Source organism: Sphingobium trunci, from assembly GCF_022664535.1.
Lineage (GTDB): Bacteria > Pseudomonadota > Alphaproteobacteria > Sphingomonadales > Sphingomonadaceae > Sphingobium.
Genome location: NZ_JAKUJY010000023.1, coordinates 46,122 through 66,385, shown reverse-complemented (window position 1 = coordinate 66,385; position 20,264 = coordinate 46,122). Strand labels below are relative to the sequence as shown.

Here is a 20,264-nt window from a genome sequence, read left to right as displayed (position 1 = left end):
CGCAGCAGACGGTGCCCATGCGCCGCCGAACCTTCCATCTTTCGAGGAACGAACGGGAACCCACATGCAGCCGGGGGATCATAGCATGGCCGAAGAGGTCGACGTCACCATCGTCGGCGCGGGGCCGGTCGGCCTCACCATCGCCAACTATCTGGGCTGTATGGGCGTCAATGCGCTGGTCCTTGAACAGCGCGACCGGCTGATCGACTATCCGCGCGGCGTCGGCATGGACGACGAATGCCTGCGCAGTTTCCAGGCGATCGGGCTGGCCGATGTGATCGCGCGCCATACGATCCCCGGCCAGAAGATGCGGTTCATGACGATGACCGGCAAGACATTCGCCCTCATCGATCCCAAGACCAGGGAATTCGGATGGCCCCGGCGCAACTCCTTCATCCAGCCCATGGTCGACGAAATCCTGTATGACGGCCTGCGCCGCTTCGATGGCGTGACCGCGCAGTTCGGCGCCGAGCTTCTATCCTTTGTGGAGGAAGGCGACGGCGTGTCGCTGGAAGTCCAGTGCGACGCCGGAATCCAGCGGATAAGGACGCGATGGCTGGTGGGATGCGACGGCGGCCGCAGCGTCGTCCGGAAATCGCTGGGCATAGAATTCGACGGCATCACGGATTCCACCCGCTGGGTGGTCATCGACATTCTCGACGATCCTTTGGGGCTGCCGGACTCCTATCTGCATTGCGTCCCGTCCCGCCCCTATGTCTCGATCGCCCTGCCGCACGGCATGCGGAGGCTGGAATTCATGGTGTTCGGCGAGGAGACCGAGGAAGAGCTCTGCTCGCCCGAAGGCGTGCGGACGCTGCTGGCGCGGGCGCTGCCCCACCCTGAACGTGCCAATGTGCTGCGCAGCCGCGTCTACACCCACAATGCACGGCTCGCCCGGAAATTCGGACAAGGCCGGGTGCTGATCGCCGGCGATGCGGCGCATCTCATGCCGGTGTGGCAGGGTCAGGGCTATAACAGCGGCATCCGGGATGCGACCAACCTGGCCTGGAAACTCGCGATGACGGTGCGGGGAGACGCCTCTGCCGACATACTCCAAAGCTACGAGAGCGAGCGCCGGCAACATGCCAAGGCGATGATCGACCTGTCGGTGACCGCCGGGCGCATCTTCGCGCCGACGAACCGGCTGGTGGCCTGGCTGCGCGACCGGGTCGCGCTCGCCCTCAATGCCATTCCTCCGGTCAAACGCTATTTCGTGCAGATGCGCTTCAAGCCGATGCCCCGCTTCACGCAGGGCATCGTCCTGACAGATGGGCCCCACAAACCCGCCGGCCGTGCAACCGGACGCCTGTTTCCTCAGCCCATGGTGATGACGCGGGACAAGGCGCTGACGCGCCTCGACGACGTCATCGGGCTGCGCTTCGCGATCCTGTCCTGGGGGACCGATCCCCAGCTTCACCTGGACGAGCAGAGCCGCACCTATTGGCGGGGGCTGGGCGCCGCGATGCTGGCGGTCATCCCCGTCACCCAGCTTGAAGATTTCCAGGGAAGTGTCCTTCCGGGAACGTCGCTGATAGGCGACGCGAACGGGGCCATGCACGAATGGTTCGCCGAGCAGGACGCCGACGGGTCGATCGTCGTCCTGCGCCCCGACCGCGTCGTAGCCGCCATCGTGCAGCCGCAAAAGCTGGAGGAGGCAAGCCGCGGTCTGCAAGAACTGATCAGCGGCGTCGCTTCAACCGCGGCAAGCCCGAGCGATGTGGAGACGGTGAAAGACGAATTGCCGCATCCCGCGACCGCCTGGGCGGCGGTACGGTTGCGCGAACCTTATTGAGGATGTCCGTATCCGGCCATCCCGGTCCGCCTTTGCAGCGAGCCACGATCCAGAGAGACTATGATGAGCGATGACGCACTGAACGAACGCCACGCCGGCGAGTTATATGACGCGCTGCGCGCGTGCCGCACGGTTCCCCCTTTGCGGGATCGGGGAAAATTTACGATCGATGACGCCTACCGCATCTCGCTCGGCATCCTGGCTAGGCGGGAGGCCGACGGCGAACGCGTCGTCGGCAAGAAGATCGGCGTGACGTCGAAGGCTGTGCAGGACATGCTGGGAGTAGATCGGCCGGATTTCGGTTTTCTGACCGACCGCATGCACGTGGATCGTAACGCCACCGTGCGGATAGAAGGCGCGCTGATCGCTCCCCGCGCGGAAGCGGAAATCGCCTTCATCCTGAAGGACGATCTTATAGGTCCCGGCGTCACCGACGAGGATGTGCTGGGCGCGACGGAGGCGGTATGCGCATGCTTCGAGATCGTGGACAGCCGAATCCAGGACTGGAATATCCAGATCGTGGACACGGTGGCCGACAACGCGTCCTGCGGCATATTCGTACTGGGGGAGGAGCGCGTCGATCCCGCCCACCTCGACCTCCCCACACTCAAATGCGAGGTCTTCAAAAATGGGGCGCTGATATCGACGGGCTATGGGTCGGCCGTCCAGGGATCGCCGCTGACGGCCGTCGCCTGGCTGGCGAACACGCTGGGCGCCTATGGCGTCCCGCTCAGGGCCGGGGAAATCATCCTGTCGGGATCGCTGGTGCCGCTTGCCCCCGCCGTCGCCGGCGATCATTTCGTCACCAGGATCGATGGACTCGGCGAAGCCAGCATCCGCTTTTCCTGAGATGCCGCTTTCCCGAAGACGAGGAGGGAAGCACGGGCCTTCCCTCCCCTCCCCCTTCATGCCGTCTCGCGTGCCTCGAGCATGTCGAGGGCGACATCGACGATCATGTCTTCCTGTCCGCCGACCATCTTGCGGCGGCCCAGTTCGACCAGGATGGTGCGGGTGTCGAGACCATAGGTTTCGGCTGCCTTTTCCGCGTGACGCAGGAAGCTGGAATAGACCCCCGCATAGCCGAGCGCGAGCGTTTCGCGATCTACGCGCACCGGTCGGTCCTGAAGCGGGCGCACGAGGTCTTCGGCGGCATCCATCAGCAACATGACATCGCAGCCATGGTTCCAGCCCTTACGATCGGCGGCGGCGATGAACACCTCCAGCGGCGCATTGCCAGCCCCCGCGCCCATGCCGGCGAGGCTGGCGTCGATGCGGACCGCCCCTGCCTGCGCCGCGACGATCGAGTTGGCGACGCCGAGCGAGAGATTATGATGGGCGTGTATGCCGCGCTGGGTTTCGGGCTTGAGGACACGGCCATAGGCTTCGAGGCGAGCCTTTACCCCATCCATGTCCAGCGCCCCACCGCTGTCGGTCACATAGACGCACTGCGCGCCATAGCTTTCCATCAGCAGCGCCTGGTTGGCGAGCTTCTCCGGATCAATCATGTGGCTCATCATCAGGAAGCCCGACACGTCCATGCCAAGATCACGCGCGATGCCGATATGCTGCTTGCTGACATCGGCCTCCGTGCAATGGGTCGCGACGCGGACCGAACGCACGCCGATATCATAGGCGCGGCGCAGCTCCTCGACCGTCCCGACACCGGGCAGGATCAGGGTGGTGAGCACCGATCTGGTGAGGACGGAAGCGACCGCCTCCAGCCATTCCCAGTCGGTATGCGCGCCGAAGCCATAGTTGAAGCTAGCGCCATTGAGCCCATCGCCATGCGCGACCTCGATCGCGTCCACGCCTGCGTCATCCAGTGCCTTGGCGATCGCCTTCACATGGTCGATGCCATACATGTGGCGGATGGCGTGCATGCCGTCACGCAGGGTGACGTCCTGGATATAGAGCTTGTCGCCCGCCTCGACGTTGAATGTCTTGGTCATTGTTTAATTCTCCGTCTCGGCAAGCGAGCCGGTGGCTGCCACCTTCTTTCCTTCGCTAATGCGCTGCGCGAGCAGTTCGCCGGTCGCCTTGGCGGCGGCGGTCATGATGTCGAGATTGCCCGAATAGCTCGGCAGGTAATCGCCGGCGCCTTCGACTTCGAGCAGGATCATCGTCTTGATCCCGGTGAACTCGCCCCGGCCGGGAATCTTGAGCTTGTTATTGTCGCCGAAACGTTCGAACTGAACCTGCTGCTTCAGGCGATAGCCGGGGACATAGGCCTGCACCTTCTTGACCATGGCTTCGACCGAGGTGCGGATCGTCTCCTCGTCAGCGCCTTCGGACAGGGTGAAGACCGTGTCGCGCATGATCATCGGCGGTTCGGCCGGGTTGAGGATGATGATCGCCTTGCCCTGCGCTGCGCCCCCGACCTTTTCGATCGCGCCGGCGGTGGTGCGGGTGAACTCGTCGATATTGGCACGGGTGCCCGGCCCTGCGGAACGGGAGGAAACCGACGCCACGATTTCGGCATAGTGGACGGTCGCCACCTGAGACACGGCAGCGACCATCGGGATGGTCGCCTGACCGCCGCATGTCACCATGTTGACGTTTCCGGCGTCCAGATTGGCTTCGCCGTTGACGGTCGGAATGGTGTAGGGTCCGATGGCGGCGGGGGTCAGGTCCACCAGCTGCTTGCCGTCTGCGCGCAGGGCCGCGTCATGCACCTTGTGCGCATAGGCCGAGGTGGCGTCGAAAACGATGCCGATCTCGGGATAGGCGTCCATCGCCTTGAGACCTTCCAGCCCCTCATGCGTGGTCGCCACGCCGCGCTCGCGGGCCATGGCGAGGCCTTCGGAGGCTTCGTCGATGCCGACGACGGCCACCAGTTTCATATTCTGCGGATATTTGATCATCTTGATCATCAGATCGGTGCCGATATTGCCCGATCCGATGATGGCAGCTTTGACCTTGCCCATCTTTACATTCTCTCTTTGATGAAAAGTCGCAAACGAGCCCCTTCGCCGCAAGGCCCGTCGACACAGGGATCAACCATTTGGGATACTCTGACAAGCATCGTCCTCCGCGTTATTTCCACCAACCGGAAGTTGCGCGTTCAATGACTGGAAGGCAACAAAGATGGCTAGCCAGCCACTGATCGACAAGACTCTGGATATTATCGAAGCGGTCGGCGCCTCGGGAAGCGCATCCATGCCGCAGATCCAGCAGTGCTGCGGACTTTCCCTGACGACTACCCATCGCATAGTGAAGTCTCTTGTACGTCGCGGCTTCTTGATGCGTAGCGGCAGAGCCGACTTCCGGCTTGGGGGTGCGATCGTTGCGCTTGCGCGGCAAGCTTCGCCGCGGGACATACTCGCCGCGATCGCTCGGCCACACTTGCTTTCCCTGTCGAAACTGGTCCGCTGCCATGTCCATCTCGGCGTCTGGGAGGGCGGGATGGTCACCTACGTTGTCAAGCAGCGCTTCGGAAAAGTCCGCATCCACTCGGCCGAAGGAATGCAGTTGGAAGGCTATTGCTCTGCCCTCGGGAAAATCCTGCTCTCCAGCCTCGCCGAGGATGAGCTCGAGCGCTATCTAGCAGATGGCGCCTTCGTACCCTTGACATCGAACACTTTGGTCGATCCCGACGAGATTCGGGACGCGATAGATGCCGTTCGGATCCAAGGCTGGTCGACAGATGAAGAGGAAATGGTTGTCGGCCTCCGCTGCGCAGCGGTGCCGATCAGGGACAGGGCGGGCAAAATCGTGGCAGCGATTTCGGTCAGTCACGCCCCTGCATCCCCTGCGCCGTTCGATACGGCCGCGCTCGTCGCCCGTCTCCACAACACGGCCAGTGCGATCAGCACACAATTATTTCCTCCTGGACTGCACCAGGGCTGGCTGTCTCATCCTTTAACCAGTGCGAGGATCGATGAAGCGCCCTGAATTGAAGTGCGTACCATCGATACACGCGGGGCCCCTGTTCTCATTGCGAACAGGTTGCTGTTTCATATTGTTGATATTTAAACAGGCGGATATCGAATCTTCCCGATGGATAGCTCCTATTGCCGGCGCCTCTAATGCGCGCCCCAAGGTCAGCGATTGTCTATCGGGGAGGAAAGATGATCAAAACAATGAAGCGGTCACGTCTGATGCAGTGGAGCGCTGCTTCCGTGTTCGCACTCGTCGCGGTGAGTTCTCCGGCCCGAGCCCAGGAACAAACACAGACGGACGAATCGAACAATGTCCTGCAAGACATTGTCGTCACCGCACAAAAGCGCAGCCAAAATCTTCAGGATGTGCCTGTCGCAGTCAGTGCCGTTGACAACCGCATGTTGCAAAATGCGAACATCAGCTCGGCCAATGATCTGGGCCGGATCGTCCCCTCGCTCGGCATCTTTATCACCAGCGGCAGCGTTCAGCCTTTCCTGCGCGGCATCGGCAATCCCGGCTCACTGGCGGGGAACGAGGCCAGCACCGCCGTCTATATCGACGGTGTCTATCTTTCGCGCGTGCCAGCATCGCTGCTCCAGCTCAACAGCATTGATCGCGTCGAAGTGCTCAAGGGTCCGCAGGGTACGCTGTTCGGCCGCAACGCCAGCGCTGGCCTGATGCATATCATCACGCGCGAGCCGAGCGAAAATCCGCAGGTTGAAGGTGGCGTGGGTTATGGCAATTTCGACACCTTCCGCGGCAACATCTACGCGTCGACAGGCCTCGCGAAAGGGCTGGCTATCGACTTTTCGGCGATGCTGATCGACCAGGCGGAAGGCTGGGGGAAGAATGTCGCGACAGGCCGCGACTGGGGCAAGGAAAACACCAAATCCTTGCGCAGCAAATTGCGCTGGGAAGCCGGGCCGGACACCACGTTCACGCTCATCGGCGATTATAGCAAGTCGAACAACGATTTCCTGGCGCACAGCCAATATCTGTACGGTCCATCGCGTGGCTACGAATTGCCGCCCTATGGCCGGCAGCCCAACCCTGGCTTTTACAATATCGAGTCCAATGACGCACCGCTCAATAAGGATGAGAATTGGGGCGTTTCTGGCAAATTGCAGCATGATTTTGGCTTCGCGACGGCGACCAGCATCACCGCCTATCGCGATGACAAATCCTATGTCGTCTTCGACTCGGACTTCTCGAAGCAGAATTTCCTGCGCGCCGACCTTTATGGGCGCGTCAAACAATTCAGCCAGGAACTGCAACTCGCTTCGAACAAGGGGTCGAGCTTCGACTGGTTAGTGGGTGCCTATTATCTGCATGCCAAGTCAGGCTACTCACCCTCGCGCTTCACCGGCGCAGCGATCGATGTCTTCACCGGCGGAATTCCGGCGATCAGCGATACCTACGGGCAGTCGAAGGTAAGATCCGCCTCGCTTTACGGGCAGACGACCGTTCACCTTGGAGAGTCGACCAATTTGACAGGTGGCCTGCGTTACACCGAGGACCGGCTGAGTGGTATCGGCCGCAGCGATTTCTACCTGGTCGGATCACCCGCCATCCCGGGTGCGGAGGTCAGGGGCAAGGATAGGTTCCGGAAGCTGACCTACAAGGTCTCGCTTGACCACAAGGTGACGGACGATGTCATGATCTATGCGTCGCAGAGCCGCGGCTACAAGTCGGGCCTGTTCAACACTCTTCCCTTCCTGCCGACAGCCGCCAAGCCCGAGGTGCTCGATGCCAGTGAAATCGGCTTCAAGTCCGAACTTTTCGACCGGCGTATCCGGTTGAACGGCGCGGCCTTCTATTATGATTTCAAGAATGCCCAGTTCCAGCAGTTCGACGGCCCGACAGTCATCATCATCAACGCGCCGGCCGCGCGCATCTATGGCGCGGAACTAGAAGGACAGGCGGCGCTGAGCGACGGTCTGATGCTGCGCTTCAGCGGCGGCTACCTGAATTCAAAGTACAAGGATTTCCCGAACGCGCAAACGCCGGTGGTCAACACCAACACCGACCCCGCACTCGGTCCGGTCGGCGGATATCAATATGGTTTCCTGCCCTATGACGCCAGCGGCAACGATATGGTGCGCGTCCCCAAATGGACGTTCAATATCGGCGCGAACTACAACCTGGAAACCGGGATCGGCGTATTCAACTTCGACATCAACTGGGCCTATAATGACGGCTTCGCCTGGGACGCGGACAATGCGCTGCGGCAACCGTCCTATTCGCTGGTCGACGCGCAGGTCAAATATACCTTCCCTGGCGAAGGCAACCGCTTCGCTATCCGGTTGTGGGCGAAGAATATTACCAAGGAAAAATATTATGTCGCCGAGGTTCAAAGCGACGGACCGCGCGGCAGTTCGGCGATGCCGGGCGCGCCGCGCACCTACGGATTTGACTGGCTGTTCAAGTTCTGAAGGGAGATGCGGGGCCGGCACGGCTTGCCGAGCCTTCCCCGCATGAGCAAGGGAGCAGCCCACGGAGAGGATGAGAGCGGATAATGTGCGACGATCATGCAGGTGGACATGGCCATGGCGCCGATGTCGCGGCCCTTCTGGCGAACGCTCCCAGAAATTGGGGCCGCTGGGGGGAAAATGATGAGGTCGGCGCGCTCAATTTCCTGACCGGGAGCGAGGTGCTGCGCGGCGTCCGCGCCGTTCGGCAGGGCAAGATTTTCACGTGCGGCGAGGTTATCGGCAACCCCGACGGCGATCCGCTGTGGCCGGGCCGCGTCCCGGCCAGGCGCGAGATGACGGTCGACAAGGACAGCTATGTGCGGGGCGATCTGCCCAGCCTGCCGGGCGGGGCCGAATTCGCGGACGACCGGATAGAGATGTTCCTGCAAGGGTCGACCCAGTTCGATGCGCTTGGCCATGTCTGGTACGAGGATACGCTCTGGAACGGATATCCGGCGTCCGAGACGTCCGGCGGCCTTAAGAAGGCGTCCATCCTGCCGATCGCCCAGCGCGGCGTCGTAGGACGCGGCGTGCTGCTCGACATGGCGGCGTACAAAGGCAAGCCGTTCCTCGAAAAGGGAGACCTGCTCCATCTCGACGATCTTCTGGCGTGCGCCGAGGGGCAGGGGATCAGCATCGAAAAGCATGACATACTCTGTCTGCGCCTTGGCTTCCTTCAGCTGCTGCGCGTCCAGGGACCGGACGTCTTCTACCAGGACTTCGTGGAGCCGGGGCTTACCTATTCCCCTGAACTGGTGGACTGGTTCCACCGAATGGAGATACCCTGTCTGGCGACCGACACCATCTCCAACGAGACGGAACTGGATCCGGCTATCGGCGTGCAGATTCCGCTGCATTGCGCGTTGATGCGCAACCTTGGCATCGCCTTCAACGAGATCTGCAATTTCGAGGAGTTGGTGAAGGATTGCCATGCCGACGGGCAATGGGACTTCCTCTATGCCGCAGCGCCGCTGAAGGTCAGCGAAGGCACGGGCGCGCCCGTCAACGTGCTCGCGATCAAATGAGGCCTCCGCCGCGCCTCCGCCCTTGCGATTTCATGACACGAGAATGCCATGTCGCAAAGAAACGTTGATCTTGTCGTCGCCGGGTCCGGCGCCGCCGGTCTCGCCGCCGCGATCGTCGCCCAATCCAGGGGCCTGCGGGTGCTGGTGGTGGAAAAGACCGGCCTGATCGGCGGGACGAGCTGCTATTCCGGCGGCGTGGCCTGGGTACCCAACAGCCAGCATAATATCGACAGCGGCCTGGCGGACAGCATCGAACAGGCCGAACTCTATCTCGACAGCACCGTCACCAATCCCCATGAGCGGGAGGCCCGGCACGCCTATCTGCAACGCGGAGCCGAGGCGATCGCCTATCTCGAACGGCAGACCGGCCCCCTATTCTACATCCGCGCGATCAATTCTCCCGATTATTATCCCGACGCGGCGGGCGCATCCCAGGCCGGCCGAGCCATGACGCCACTTTCCTGTGATGGCCGCATGCTGGGCGACCGCTTTACCGACCTTCGCGGCCCGCTGCCCGAATTATGCCTGTTCGGACGGCAGATGCTCGAGCTGATGGATGTCTATCACCTGCTCAACGCGCGCCGCTCGCTCCGGTCGGCCGTGCATAGCGCGAAGCTGATGGCGCGCGACCTTCGCGACAGGATCTTCTATCGCCGCTATGGCCGAGGCACGCGCCTGACGGGCGGCAACGCGCTGGTGGCCAGGCTGTACCGGGCGGTACTGGATCGCCAGATCCCGGTGCAGCGGGATACCGCGCTGGTCGGCTTGGTGAAGAATGGATCGCGGGTGTCGGGTATCATCGTCGAACAGGCCGGACAGCGGGAAACCATCCTGGCCACACACGGCGTCATCCTGGCGACCGGCGGCTTCCCCTGGAGCAAGGATATCCGCGAAACGGTGATGGAGGATGCGCCGTTCGGCTTTTCCGCGGCCAGCGCCGACAGCACCGGCGACGGCATCGCCGTTGCGACCGCCAACGGTGCAAAGCTCGACCGGGACAATGTGGAAGGCGCCTTCTGGTCGCCGGTGTCGGTGGCGAAAAGACCGGACGGCTCGACCGCGCGCTTCCCCCACCTGATGGCGGATCGCGCGAAGCCCGGCCTGATCGCGGTCAACAAATGGGGGAGGCGCTTCTACAATGAAGCGGAAAATTACCATGATTTCGTGCGGGCGATGCTGGGACGGCTCAAAAATGAGGATCAACAACCCGCCCACCTCATCTGCGACGCCGACTTCGTGCGCAAATATGCCTTCGGCGCGGTGCCTCCGCTTGCATTCGAGCGACGCCGCGCGATCCGGTCGGGCTATCTGATCCGGGCCGACACGATCGGCGAACTGGCCGACAGGATCGGCGTGGAGGCGCATGCGCTGACGGAAACCGTCGCGCGGATCAACCAGGACGCAGCCAAGGGCGTGGATACTGAATTCGGTAAGGGATCCAGCGCCTATAACCGCTATCTCGGTGACGCGACGCACAAGCCCAACCCCTGCCTGGGGCCGATCGCCAAGGCTCCCTTCTACGCCATCCGCATCCACGCCGGGGACATTGGGACGACCACGGGCCTGGCAGCGGATATCCATTCGCGCGTGCTCGATGAGCAGGGCCAGCCGATCGATGGCCTCTACGCCTGCGGCAACGACCGCAATTCCATCATGGGCGGCTTCTATCCCAGCGGCGGCATCACCATCGGACCCGCGCTGGTCTTTGCCTATCTCGCGGTGGAGCATGCGGCGCAAACCACTTTTTCCTCCCTTTCCAAAGGCTAAGACCATGGCAGGCACGCCTTCCGACATGCCATTCGTCCGCAAGGACATCCTCATCGACGGGCTGGAGACAAGCTATCTGGAGGCCGGGTCGGGCGATCCCGTCATCCTGTTGCATGGCGGCGAATTCGGCGGCGAAGCGGAAATCTGCTGGGAAGCGACAATTCCCGCCCTGGCCCGGCATTTCCGCGTGCTCGCGCCCGATCTGCTCGGCTTCGGTCGCACCGCCAAGGTCGTGGACTTCATCGACGGCCGCCAGCGCCGGCTCCGTCACCTCGCCCGGTTCATAGAGGCGATGGACGCCGCGGGCGCGCCCTGTGTCGGCAACTCGATGGGCGGGATGCTGGCCCTGTTCGACGCCGCGTCTCCGGTTCCCCTGCTGCGGCCCGGAAAGATCGTCAGTATCGCCGGCGGCGGTGCGTTGCTGATGGAGTCCCCGCATACCGAGGCGCTTTTCGACTATGACGGATCGATGGCCGCCATGGGCAAGATCGTGCAAGCTCTGTTCCATGGCGAACGTTGGCATCGGGACGAGGCCTATATCGCGCGGCGCCATGCCGGCAGCCTTCTGCCCGGAGCCTGGGAAGCGGTCGCCGCCGCCCGCTTTCGCCGTCCCAAGGCGTTACAGGACCCAAGGCCCCAGTCGGGCATCGCCTATGCCCGGATCGCGACGGACACGCTCGTGATCGCGGGCGAGCAGGACAAGATCAAGCCCAGCGGATGGTGGGAGGAATTGACCGAGCAGATGGGAAGCGCGCATGCGATCATCGTGCCGGAGGCCGGCCATTGTCCGCAGATCGAACAGCCCGACATCGTCAACCGGGCATTGGTCGACTTCCTGCGAGCGGATTGAGTTCAGCGGATCAGCATGAAAGAGGCGGCTTGGGCTTGTCGTCAGGATTTGGCAACCCAAGCCGGTCATGCCTCGTCAGCCCGCCATATGCTCCACGCCCGTCAGCACCTCCAATATCGTGCCATCCGGATCGTAGAAGGCGAACACGCCCGACCGCGTGCCGCCAGGCGGGGTCATGAATTGCAGCGGACCCAGCGTCTCGATGCCCATGTCGGCGATGCCCTGATAGGCATCTTCGATATTGTCCACATGGAAAGCCAGCCGCACCATTCCGGCATGATCGAGCTGTCGGACGGGCGTTCCGTGCGTCGGCGGGTCGATATATTGGCAGAGATCGATCAACATCGACCCCGGCTGATCGCCCAGCCTCAGGAAGGCGGCTTCGATGGGATTGAAAGTCGCGCCAAAAGCTTTGGCGGTGCGTTCGCCCAGGTCGCCGTCCATCCGGAACCGGGCAGTGACCTTGAAACCCAGTTTTTCGTAGAAGGCGATGGACCGTTCAAGATCCGATACGTTGATGTTGACGTGGTACAGTCGATTGAGATTGACGGCCATCCAAGACATCCTCACTCTTATATCCCACTCGATTATGCCAGTCGGCGGCCGGGATGCACTCGGATGCGCCTCCGAAATCCAATCACCCTTTCGCCATTTCGCGTATTTTGCCGCACGAATTTCGGCTGAATTCGCTAACGACAGCGCGATGGTCAAATGGGCAACACCCTGCTCGGAAAAGTAAAGTGATTCCAGGGCCGCCGTCCTTGCGAAAAACAGCACTGCTTGCGATCCCAACTGGAAGAGAACAAGCGAGCCGGAGCGGATCGACAATATTATGTCACGCACATACGCCCTCATCCTTTTCGTGATATCTGTCCCGCTCTGCGTCGGCGGCGCTTATCTGGTCCGGCTCGGCGGATCGCCCTATTACCTTGTTGCCGGCGGTATGACCGCGCTGGGCGCGCTGGGTATCTGGCTCAGGAAAACCGAAGGCGCCCTCCTCTATCTCGCACTGTTGCTGCTGACGCTGCCCTGGGCCTTGTGGGAGGCGGGCCTTGATGGATGGGCGCTCATGGCGCGCCTGCTGGCGCCCATCGTTCTGGGCCTCCCCTTGCTCATTCCAGCCGTGCGCCGTCCGCTCCAGCCCCTTTCGCACTGGGGCCGCCGGTGGACGGGAAGGCCGGTCATGATCGGCATATGCGCTCTTACGCTCGTGCTTGGCGGGATCGCTCTGGCCGTGCGCCCGGCCGATCCCTTCGATCCGATGTATCAGACCGGCATGTTCGAGGGGCCGATCCCGCCGCTTCCACGGACAGGTCATGACGCGCAGGATGCCGACTGGCTGCATTATGGTGGAGACGCTGGCGGCACCCGGTTCAGCCGCCTCGATCAGATCACCCCCGCCAATGTCGGCATGCTCAGGGAAGCCTGGCGCGTTCGGATCGGCCCGACCAGCGGCCTTGAAGCGACGCCGATCAAGGTTGGCCAGACCCTCTATGTCTGCAATGCTTATAACGACGTCATTGCGCTGGACGCGGAAACCGGCCGGCAGCGCTGGCGCTTCAACGCTGGGGTCAAGCTGGACGCGGTGCCCTATACGGTCTGCCGGGGCGTCGCTTACTACAAGGCGCCCCAAGTGACTGGCGAGTGCGCCGAGCGTATCCTGACCAACACCATTGACGCGCGCCTGATCGCGCTGGATGCCCGGACGGGCCGTCCTTGCTCGACCTTCGGACACAACGGCCAGGTGGCGCTGGTTGCCGGGCTGAGCCCGGAACATACCGACTTCTATGCCGTCACCTCGGCGCCGACTCTGGTCCGGGGCAAGGTGGTGCTGGGCGGCTGGGTCAGCGACGGCATGCAATGGGGCGAGCCGGCCGGAGTCGTGCGCGCTTTCGACGCGGTGACGGGAGAGCTCGCCTGGGCATGGGACATCGGCAGACCCGATCGGCAGACCCTGCCGCCTCCCGGCGAAAACTATACCCATTCGACGCCCAACGCCTGGGCGCCCTTCAGCGCAGACGAGACGCTGGGGCTGGTCTATGTCCCCACGGGCAACCCTGCGGTCGATTATTTCGGCGGGTACCGCCGTCCGTTCGATGAGAAATTCGGTTCGTCCGTGACTGCCATCGATGCGCAGAGCGGCAAGACCCGCTGGACGTTCCAGACGGTCCATCACGACCTGTGGGACTGGGACAATGCCTCCCAGCCGACACTGATCGAATTACCGACCGCGCGCGGCGTGCGTCCCGCGCTGATCCAGCCGACCAAGCGCGGCGAGCTCTTCGTGCTCGACCGACTGACGGGCAAGCCGCTGAAGCCGGTTCAGGAAAGGCCAGTGCCGCAGGGCGGCATCGTGCCGGGCGAGCGCCTCTCTCCCACCCAGCCCTTCTCGGTCGGCATGCCCTCCTTCCGCGGTCCCGACCTCACCGAAAAGTCGATGTGGGGCGTCACGCCCATCGATCAGCTGTGGTGCCGCATCCGTTTCCGGGAGGCCCGGTATGAAGGCACGGCGACGCCGCCCGGCTTCCGCCCGACGATTGCCTATCCCGGCTTCAACGGCGGGATGGACTGGGGCAGCGTGTCCGTGGACCCGATCCGGCACCTCCTGTTCGTCAATTCCAATCGCGTGCCCAATTATGACCGCATCGTCACCCGCGACGATGCCGCGCGCGAAAGGCTCATCTTCGGAAAGAAGCATGGCGCGCTTAACGCGCCGCAATTCAACACCCCCTATGTGGCGATCATCAAGGTGTTCATGTCGCCGCTCGCCATCCCGTGCAATCAGCCGCCTTATGGCATGCTGGCTGCCGTCGATATCAGGAGCGGCAAGCTGGTCTGGTCGCAACCGTTCGGCACCGCACGCGAAGCGGGACCGCTCGGCCTGCGTTCCAAGCTGCCTTTCACGATCGGCACGCCCAACAATGGCGGCTCGCTGGTGACGGGAAGCGGCCTGCTCTTCATCGGGGCGACCCAGGACAGCGCGTTCAGGGCGATCGAAGCCGGCACCGGCAAGCTGCTGTGGCAAGCCAATCTGGGCGCGGGTGGCCAGGCGACGCCTGTGACTTACATCTCCCCCAAGAGCGGAAGGCAGTTCGTCGCGATCGCGGCAGGGGGCAATCCCATATTGGGTTCCGTGCTGGGCGACTATGTCGTCGCCTATACGCTGGGAAAATGAGCTGGGAAGGAGACAGGCCGATGGATGCCCTCGAAGAACTGCTCGCCATCGAGCATATCAAGCGTCTCAAGGCCCGCTATTTCCGCTTCGTCGACACGCAGGACTGGACGGGGTTCCGGCGTCTTTTCACCGATGACGCGGTGCTGGAATTTCGCGAGACCATGGACGAGCCTTGCTCCATCGATGCTTTCATGGACGGCGTCCGGAACTATCTGGCCGGCGTGTGCAGCGTCCATCATGGTCACATGCCCGAAATCACGATCCGCTCGTCGACGGAGGCAAGCGCGATCTGGGCGATGGACGACAAGCTGTTCTTCTCCAAAAGGACGGACGGGCCGGACGGCATTGCCATGGTGAAGGGCTATGGCCATTATCACGAAACCTATGTCCGGCAGGGCAACGAATGGCGGATCAGCTCCCTGCGCCTGACCCGCCTGCGGCTGGAACGGACGCTGAACCCGCGAATGATAGCGTGACGGCGAACATAGTTGACCGGAAAGGACAAATGCCATGTCAGCCCTTGAAAAGGCCGATCACCCCGGCAGGCATGTCGTGCTTGCCTTCTGCGACAGACTCTCGAGCAGGGACTTCGCGGGAATGAGAGCGCTCGTGACGGATGACATGACCTGGTTCGTGCCTGGGCGCCCGGATCGAATCAACTATGCCGGCCTCTTCACCTTCGATCAGATCCTGCCGAATCTGGAAGGCTTTTTAGGCGGCTTAGAGGACTTCTCCTTTTCCGTCATCGACACGGTCGCGGAAGGCGACATGGTGGTCGTGGAAGCACGTTCCCAGGGCAGACTGAACGGCGCGATCTACGACAATTGCTATCTGATGAAGTATAAGCTGCGGGACGGACGCATACTGTCGCTCAAGGAATATCTCGACCACAGCAACGTGGCCGCCTTTCTCGAACAATTGGAGATCCCGGCGGCATCATAGCGAGGGAACCGCGGGGACAACGCAGGCCCACGCGGCACGCTCCGATCAATCCGCCATCACCGCGTGGCGCGTCCGCGCGACTTCACGCGGCAGCTCCTCCAATATCCGCATCTCCGTAAACGTCTCGACACTTGCCGTCGCGTTGAAGGCGAGGGCATTCGTGACCTTGCCGCTCAGGAGCTCGTCGAGCGGATCGAGCTCGAGATGCCCGAACGTGACCGAGGCATCGCAGCACGTCCAGGCACGCAGAACCTGGTTCGTGACACCGGTATTGGTGGAACAGATGGCGCGGTCGACGAAACCGTCATAATGGATGTTGGGCACCTCGCGCACCGTCAGGGTCTCGCCAGCGCTGCCGTCGTTCATCTGCGCCAGCGCGTCACCACCCAGTTCCTGACCGATCTTCATGCGCATCGTCACGAGGCGGACGCCCCGCCGGGTGACGCTCATCTCATATTCGTCCACGCCAAGCGGGATGAAGCGGATATCGCCGAACTTCTTGAGCATCCCGAAATAGACGCCCCACGGCCCCATGATATCGACGGCCGTCTTGTCGCCATATAGTCCGTCGATATATTCCCAGCCGGCCGACCCCTTGACACCTGCATGCTCGGTGCGAGCGCGGAACTGAAAGCCCTGATAGGGCAGTATACGCCCGTCCATCGGCAGCGTGTTCCGGCTACTGAAATACCACATCTGCACTTCCGGCGGAAAGGAACGGTCGGCCTTCAGTGGCGGGGGCAGAATGAGCTTTTCGATCGCCTCATAGCTGCTTTCGAAAAAGACCATGAAGATGGTCATGTCGGGAAAGGACAGCCCGTCATACTGAAAAGCTTCGCCCGGTCGGCACCCGGTCAGGTTCAATATGCCGCCAGGAAAGGGACGCTGCGCATCGCTCATTTCATTCTCTCCGTTTGACCGCGCTCCCTCGGCGCTCTCTCATCAAGAATAATGCCCAGGCAAGGTCCGGCGAAATCGAAAAGGATTGTCAATCTGCGCAAAACTCCCTCATGCTGACAATCGGCGAGATCAACTTGTGCGCCTGCCGGATGATGCGATTTCCGGCTTTCATGTCTTCAATTCGATCCTTGCGCCATCCGCCGCTTCAATCGCCATCCTTCGCGATCTAATAAATCGGGGTAGAAAAGAGGATTGGCATATGAGACTGGAAGGAAAGACGGCCGTCATTACGGGAGCGGCGGGCGATATCGGCGGAGCAACGACGCATCGCTTCGTCGAGGAAGGCGCCCGGCTGGCGCTGCTCGACCGCGATGAAGGCGGCCTCACGGCCCTCGGCGATGCGCTTGGCGCTCCAGCTCAAGCCGTGCGCGCGGACGTGACCGATGAGGACAGCATCGCCGCCGCGGCGCGATCAGTCCAATCCGCTTATCGCACGGTCGATATCCTGTTCGTCAATGCCGGCATCGAACAGTCCCACACGCCGCTGACCGACATGACGAAGGAGGCGTTCGAAAGGGTGGTGGCGATCAACCTGACCGGCGCTTTTCTGACGGCCAAGCATTTTCTGCCGCTGGTGGCGGACAATGGCAGCGTCATCTTCACCTCCTCGATCGCCGGCCTGATGCCGATGCCGGCCTATGCTGCCTATTCTGCCAGCAAGGCCGGCCTCATCGGCCTCATGCGATCGGCGTCGGTCGATGTCGCACCGCGAGGCATCCGCTGCAATACCATTCAGCCGGGGCCGGTACGAAGCAAGATGCTGACCCGTTCCGCCGAGGAGGCGACCGGAGGCGGCAACATCGAAGCGTTTTTCACCGCCATGTCGGGCATGGCCCGCCTCAACCGGCTGGTCAAACCGGTCGACGTCGCGACACTCGCCCTGTTCCTCGCCAGTGACGAGAGCAGCATGATTACCGGGCAGAGCATCACGGTCGACGGCGGCATCGTCCAATAGCCGATATCGGCGCGAGGCGGCGCAGCGGATCGCTGTCCACCGGTCGGCGCGAACAAACGTCGCGGGAAATATGAGGCTGGCAGTAAGAGGTTGGAATGAGGGCATTGGTGATCGGCGCCACCGGCTATGTGGGATCGCACATAGCCTTGGCATTGCGTGACCGCGGGTACGAAGTGAGCGGTCTCGCCCGTACAGAGGCGAACGAGCAAAGGCTGACTGAGAGGGGCTTCGGCGCCGTGTCGGGCAGCTTCGACCGGCTGGCAGACATCGGGCGGACCGCTGGTGCCTATGACGTGGTCGTCATGGCGGCGATGGTGCCCTTCGAGCAGGAACGCGAGGCGATGATCGCTCTGGTCGAGGGCTGCAAACAGGGCGTGACCCGCGACCTGCTGTTCACATCGGGCACCGGCGTCCTTTCGATCGAGGCGCTGGACGGCCGCTGGTCGCAGCACAGCTTTGCGGAGGATGATCCGTTTCCCTTCCCCGCCCGTCCCAACCGGGCCGTGCGAATACAGACCGAGGATCTCGTTCGCGGCGCTTCGGGCGATAGCCTGCGCACCTATGTGGTCCGCCCTCCGCTCATCTACGGCAATGGCGGCAGCATCCAGATCCCGCAGATATTCGAATCCGTGCGATCGACCGGCAGCGCCTGCTACCTCGGCCATGGCCTCAATCTCTATTCGGCGGTGCATGTGGAAGATCTGGCGGACGTCTATTGCCTCGCGATCGAAAGGGGCAGTCCCGGCGCCCTTTATCATGCGGTCAGCGGCGAAGCGAATTTCCGCACGATCGCCGAAGCGGTCGCCGTCGTCGCGGGTTGTGACACGAAGAGCCTCGACTACCAGGCTGCGTGCGACCTGTGGGGGGCCTTCTGGGTCGATATCGCCCTCGCGGTCAACAGCCGGTCGGTCGCCCGACGGACTGTGGACGAACTGGGCTGGGAGCCCCGGCATATCGACGTCATCGAGGATATCCGTAGCGGATCCTATGCCGAAAAATTCCATACCGGCCTGAGCGCCTACAGCTGGAAGAGCCATGGCTGATCCGGACATAAAATGCATGAAATGGTAAAATCGCAGCCTTTGGGGCGGGGCGGATCGATCGTCTAGAATGGGACGGAAGCCAGCGGATGGCATGGAGACAAGAATGGATATGCGCGACGCCGAAATAACACCATCCACCGTGGAACTGGGTGGTGTCCCGATCACCTTCACCGACCCGGAAATGCGGCGCTGCCCTTTTTCCGCCTATCATAAACTGCGCGAGGAACAGCCCGTCTACAAGGACCCGGTGAGCGGCAACTACATCCTCACCCGCTACAAGGATGTCCGCAAGGCGGCGATGAATACCAAGACCCTGTCCTGCAAGACCGGGATCATCCAGACCCGCAAATCCGAGATCAGCGAGCAGATCGACCGCATGTTTCAGGAACAGGGCTATCTGCCCATGGATACGCTGGTCACCAACGATCCGCCCGATCATCGCCTATATCGCGCGCTGGTCGACAAGGCCTTCACCCGCGAAAAGGTGGACAGCCTCGAACCCCAGATCGAACGCGCCGTCGCGGAGATCATCGACGGATTCATCGACGTGGAAGAAGTCGATTTCTTCGACGCTTTCGCAATGCGCCTGCCCCTGACGGTCTTTACCGAAATCCTGGGCGTCACGGATCGCGACATCGACAAGTTCAAGCGCTGGAACGACATGTCGCTTGAAACTTCGAATCCGGCGCTCGCCCCCGAGCGCGAGTTGGAACTCGTTCCCGCCGTGATCGAATTACAGCAATATCTGGCAAAGAATGTCGAACGGGTGCGCGCCGCGCCCGACCACAGCCTGCTCAGCACCCTGGTTCATGCCAATGTCGATGGCCGCAGCCTGGACATGCGCGAACTGATCAGTATTTTGTGGCTGCTGTTCCTGGCGGGCGGCGAAACAACGGCGAACGCGATCGCAGGCGGAATGGCGATCCTGATCGAGCGGCCCGAACTGGCCGATGAAATCCGCGCCGACAGCGCCAAGCTGGACGCTTTCGTGGAGGAGGTGCTGCGCATCAAGGCGCCGGCCACCACGATGTTCAGGCGAGTCACTGCGGACATGGAAATCGGGGGCGTTGCCATCCCCGAAGGGTCGATCATCGAAACCCGCTTCGGCGCGGCCAACCTGGATCCGGACGTGTTTCCCGATCCCGAAGTGCTCGATCTGGAGCGAGAAAATTCACGGGCACATCTGACGTTCGGCGCGGGTATCCATATGTGCATCGGCAACCAGTTGGCGCGCGGCGAGCTGAAGGCGTCGTTCAGGCAACTGGTCGAGCGCATGCATAATTTCCGCGCTGCTCGGGGCGAAGCGAGCTTTGCCTATACAAGCACCTATGTCGCCTACGGCCTCACCAAGCTCTGGTTGAGCTTCGACCGGCGGTGAGGACGCCCGAGACGAGGGCGGAATTCC

General features: G+C 62.2%; 17 protein-coding genes. 13 read left to right on the top strand and 4 right to left on the bottom strand.

Annotated features, from left to right (window positions below; translation table 11 throughout):
• Positions 1 to 85: 85 nt before the first annotated feature.
• Positions 86 to 1,792: a bifunctional 3-(3-hydroxy-phenyl)propionate/3-hydroxycinnamic acid hydroxylase gene (locus MJ601_RS17440; RefSeq protein WP_242128749.1), complete on the top strand. Its 1,707-nt coding sequence runs from the start codon at positions 86 to 88 to the stop codon at positions 1,790 to 1,792.
• Positions 1,793 to 1,852: 60 nt separating this feature from the next.
• A complete protein-coding gene (locus MJ601_RS17435; protein WP_281061358.1) occupies positions 1,853 to 2,641 on the top strand; it encodes a fumarylacetoacetate hydrolase family protein in 789 nt (262 codons plus the stop codon).
• Between the two features lie 56 nt (positions 2,642 to 2,697).
• On the opposite strand, the gene dmpG is transcribed toward MJ601_RS17435, so the two are convergent.
• Both dmpG and MJ601_RS17425 read right to left on the bottom strand, forming a co-directional pair.
• A complete protein-coding gene (gene dmpG / locus MJ601_RS17430) occupies positions 2,698 to 3,741 on the bottom strand; it encodes a 4-hydroxy-2-oxovalerate aldolase (protein ID WP_242128745.1) in 1,044 nt (347 codons plus the stop codon).
• 3 nt (positions 3,742 to 3,744) lie between these two features.
• Positions 3,745 to 4,716 (bottom strand): acetaldehyde dehydrogenase (acetylating), encoded by a 972-nt coding sequence (locus MJ601_RS17425; protein ID WP_242128743.1) that lies wholly within the window; start codon positions 4,714 to 4,716, stop codon positions 3,745 to 3,747.
• Positions 4,717 to 4,876: 160 nt separating this feature from the next.
• On the opposite strand from MJ601_RS17425, the gene MJ601_RS17420 reads away from it, so the two are divergent.
• The 5 genes from MJ601_RS17420 (at position 4,877) to MJ601_RS17400 (ending at position 11,784) form a co-directional block, all read left to right on the top strand.
• Positions 4,877 to 5,683: an IclR family transcriptional regulator gene (locus tag MJ601_RS17420; RefSeq protein ID WP_242128741.1), complete on the top strand. Its 807-nt coding sequence runs from the start codon at positions 4,877 to 4,879 to the stop codon at positions 5,681 to 5,683.
• Between the two features lie 134 nt (positions 5,684 to 5,817).
• On the top strand, positions 5,818 to 8,103 hold the full coding sequence (locus MJ601_RS17415) for a TonB-dependent receptor (protein WP_348635598.1): 2,286 nt from the start codon (positions 5,818 to 5,820) through the stop codon (positions 8,101 to 8,103).
• 83 nt (positions 8,104 to 8,186) lie between these two features.
• A complete protein-coding gene (locus tag MJ601_RS17410; protein WP_242128737.1) occupies positions 8,187 to 9,167 on the top strand; it encodes a cyclase family protein in 981 nt (326 codons plus the stop codon).
• Positions 9,168 to 9,215: 48 nt separating this feature from the next.
• Positions 9,216 to 10,934, top strand: a complete 1,719-nt coding sequence (locus tag MJ601_RS17405) for an FAD-dependent oxidoreductase (RefSeq protein ID WP_242128735.1) — start codon at positions 9,216 to 9,218, stop codon at positions 10,932 to 10,934.
• Between the two features lie 4 nt (positions 10,935 to 10,938).
• On the top strand, positions 10,939 to 11,784 hold the full coding sequence (locus MJ601_RS17400; protein WP_242128733.1) for an alpha/beta fold hydrolase: 846 nt from the start codon (positions 10,939 to 10,941) through the stop codon (positions 11,782 to 11,784).
• A gap of 75 nt (positions 11,785 to 11,859) precedes the next feature.
• Here the strand turns inward: MJ601_RS17400 and MJ601_RS17395 are convergent, their stop codons facing one another.
• Positions 11,860 to 12,339 (bottom strand): VOC family protein, encoded by a 480-nt coding sequence (locus tag MJ601_RS17395; RefSeq protein WP_242128731.1) that lies wholly within the window; start codon positions 12,337 to 12,339, stop codon positions 11,860 to 11,862.
• A 277-nt stretch (positions 12,340 to 12,616) separates the two neighbouring features.
• Between MJ601_RS17395 and MJ601_RS17390 the strand changes: the two genes are divergently transcribed.
• From MJ601_RS17390 to MJ601_RS17380, 3 genes are read left to right on the top strand one after another with little or no spacing between them, the layout of a single operon-like run.
• Positions 12,617 to 14,959: a membrane-bound PQQ-dependent dehydrogenase, glucose/quinate/shikimate family gene (locus MJ601_RS17390; RefSeq protein ID WP_242128729.1), complete on the top strand. Its 2,343-nt coding sequence runs from the start codon at positions 12,617 to 12,619 to the stop codon at positions 14,957 to 14,959.
• Between the two features lie 20 nt (positions 14,960 to 14,979).
• Positions 14,980 to 15,435: a nuclear transport factor 2 family protein gene (locus tag MJ601_RS17385; RefSeq protein ID WP_242128727.1), complete on the top strand. Its 456-nt coding sequence runs from the start codon at positions 14,980 to 14,982 to the stop codon at positions 15,433 to 15,435.
• Between the two features lie 34 nt (positions 15,436 to 15,469).
• The gene (locus tag MJ601_RS17380; RefSeq protein WP_242128726.1) at positions 15,470 to 15,901 is read left to right on the top strand and encodes a nuclear transport factor 2 family protein; all 432 of its coding nucleotides are present in this window, start codon (positions 15,470 to 15,472) and stop codon (positions 15,899 to 15,901) included.
• A 45-nt stretch (positions 15,902 to 15,946) separates the two neighbouring features.
• Here the strand turns inward: MJ601_RS17380 and MJ601_RS17375 are convergent, their stop codons facing one another.
• The gene (locus tag MJ601_RS17375; RefSeq protein ID WP_242128724.1) at positions 15,947 to 16,801 is read right to left on the bottom strand and encodes an acetoacetate decarboxylase family protein; all 855 of its coding nucleotides are present in this window, start codon (positions 16,799 to 16,801) and stop codon (positions 15,947 to 15,949) included.
• Between the two features lie 259 nt (positions 16,802 to 17,060).
• Here MJ601_RS17375 and MJ601_RS17370 point away from each other — a divergent pair, with 259 nt between their 5' ends.
• The 3 genes from MJ601_RS17370 to MJ601_RS17360 all read left to right on the top strand — a co-directional run bounded on the left by MJ601_RS17370 (position 17,061) and on the right by MJ601_RS17360 (position 20,237).
• On the top strand, positions 17,061 to 17,816 hold the full coding sequence (locus MJ601_RS17370) for an SDR family NAD(P)-dependent oxidoreductase (protein WP_242128721.1): 756 nt from the start codon (positions 17,061 to 17,063) through the stop codon (positions 17,814 to 17,816).
• Positions 17,817 to 17,911: 95 nt separating this feature from the next.
• The gene (locus tag MJ601_RS17365; RefSeq protein ID WP_242128718.1) at positions 17,912 to 18,859 is read left to right on the top strand and encodes an NAD-dependent epimerase/dehydratase family protein; all 948 of its coding nucleotides are present in this window, start codon (positions 17,912 to 17,914) and stop codon (positions 18,857 to 18,859) included.
• Between the two features lie 103 nt (positions 18,860 to 18,962).
• A complete protein-coding gene (locus MJ601_RS17360; protein ID WP_242128717.1) occupies positions 18,963 to 20,237 on the top strand; it encodes a cytochrome P450 in 1,275 nt (424 codons plus the stop codon).
• Positions 20,238 to 20,264 lie beyond the last annotated feature (27 nt).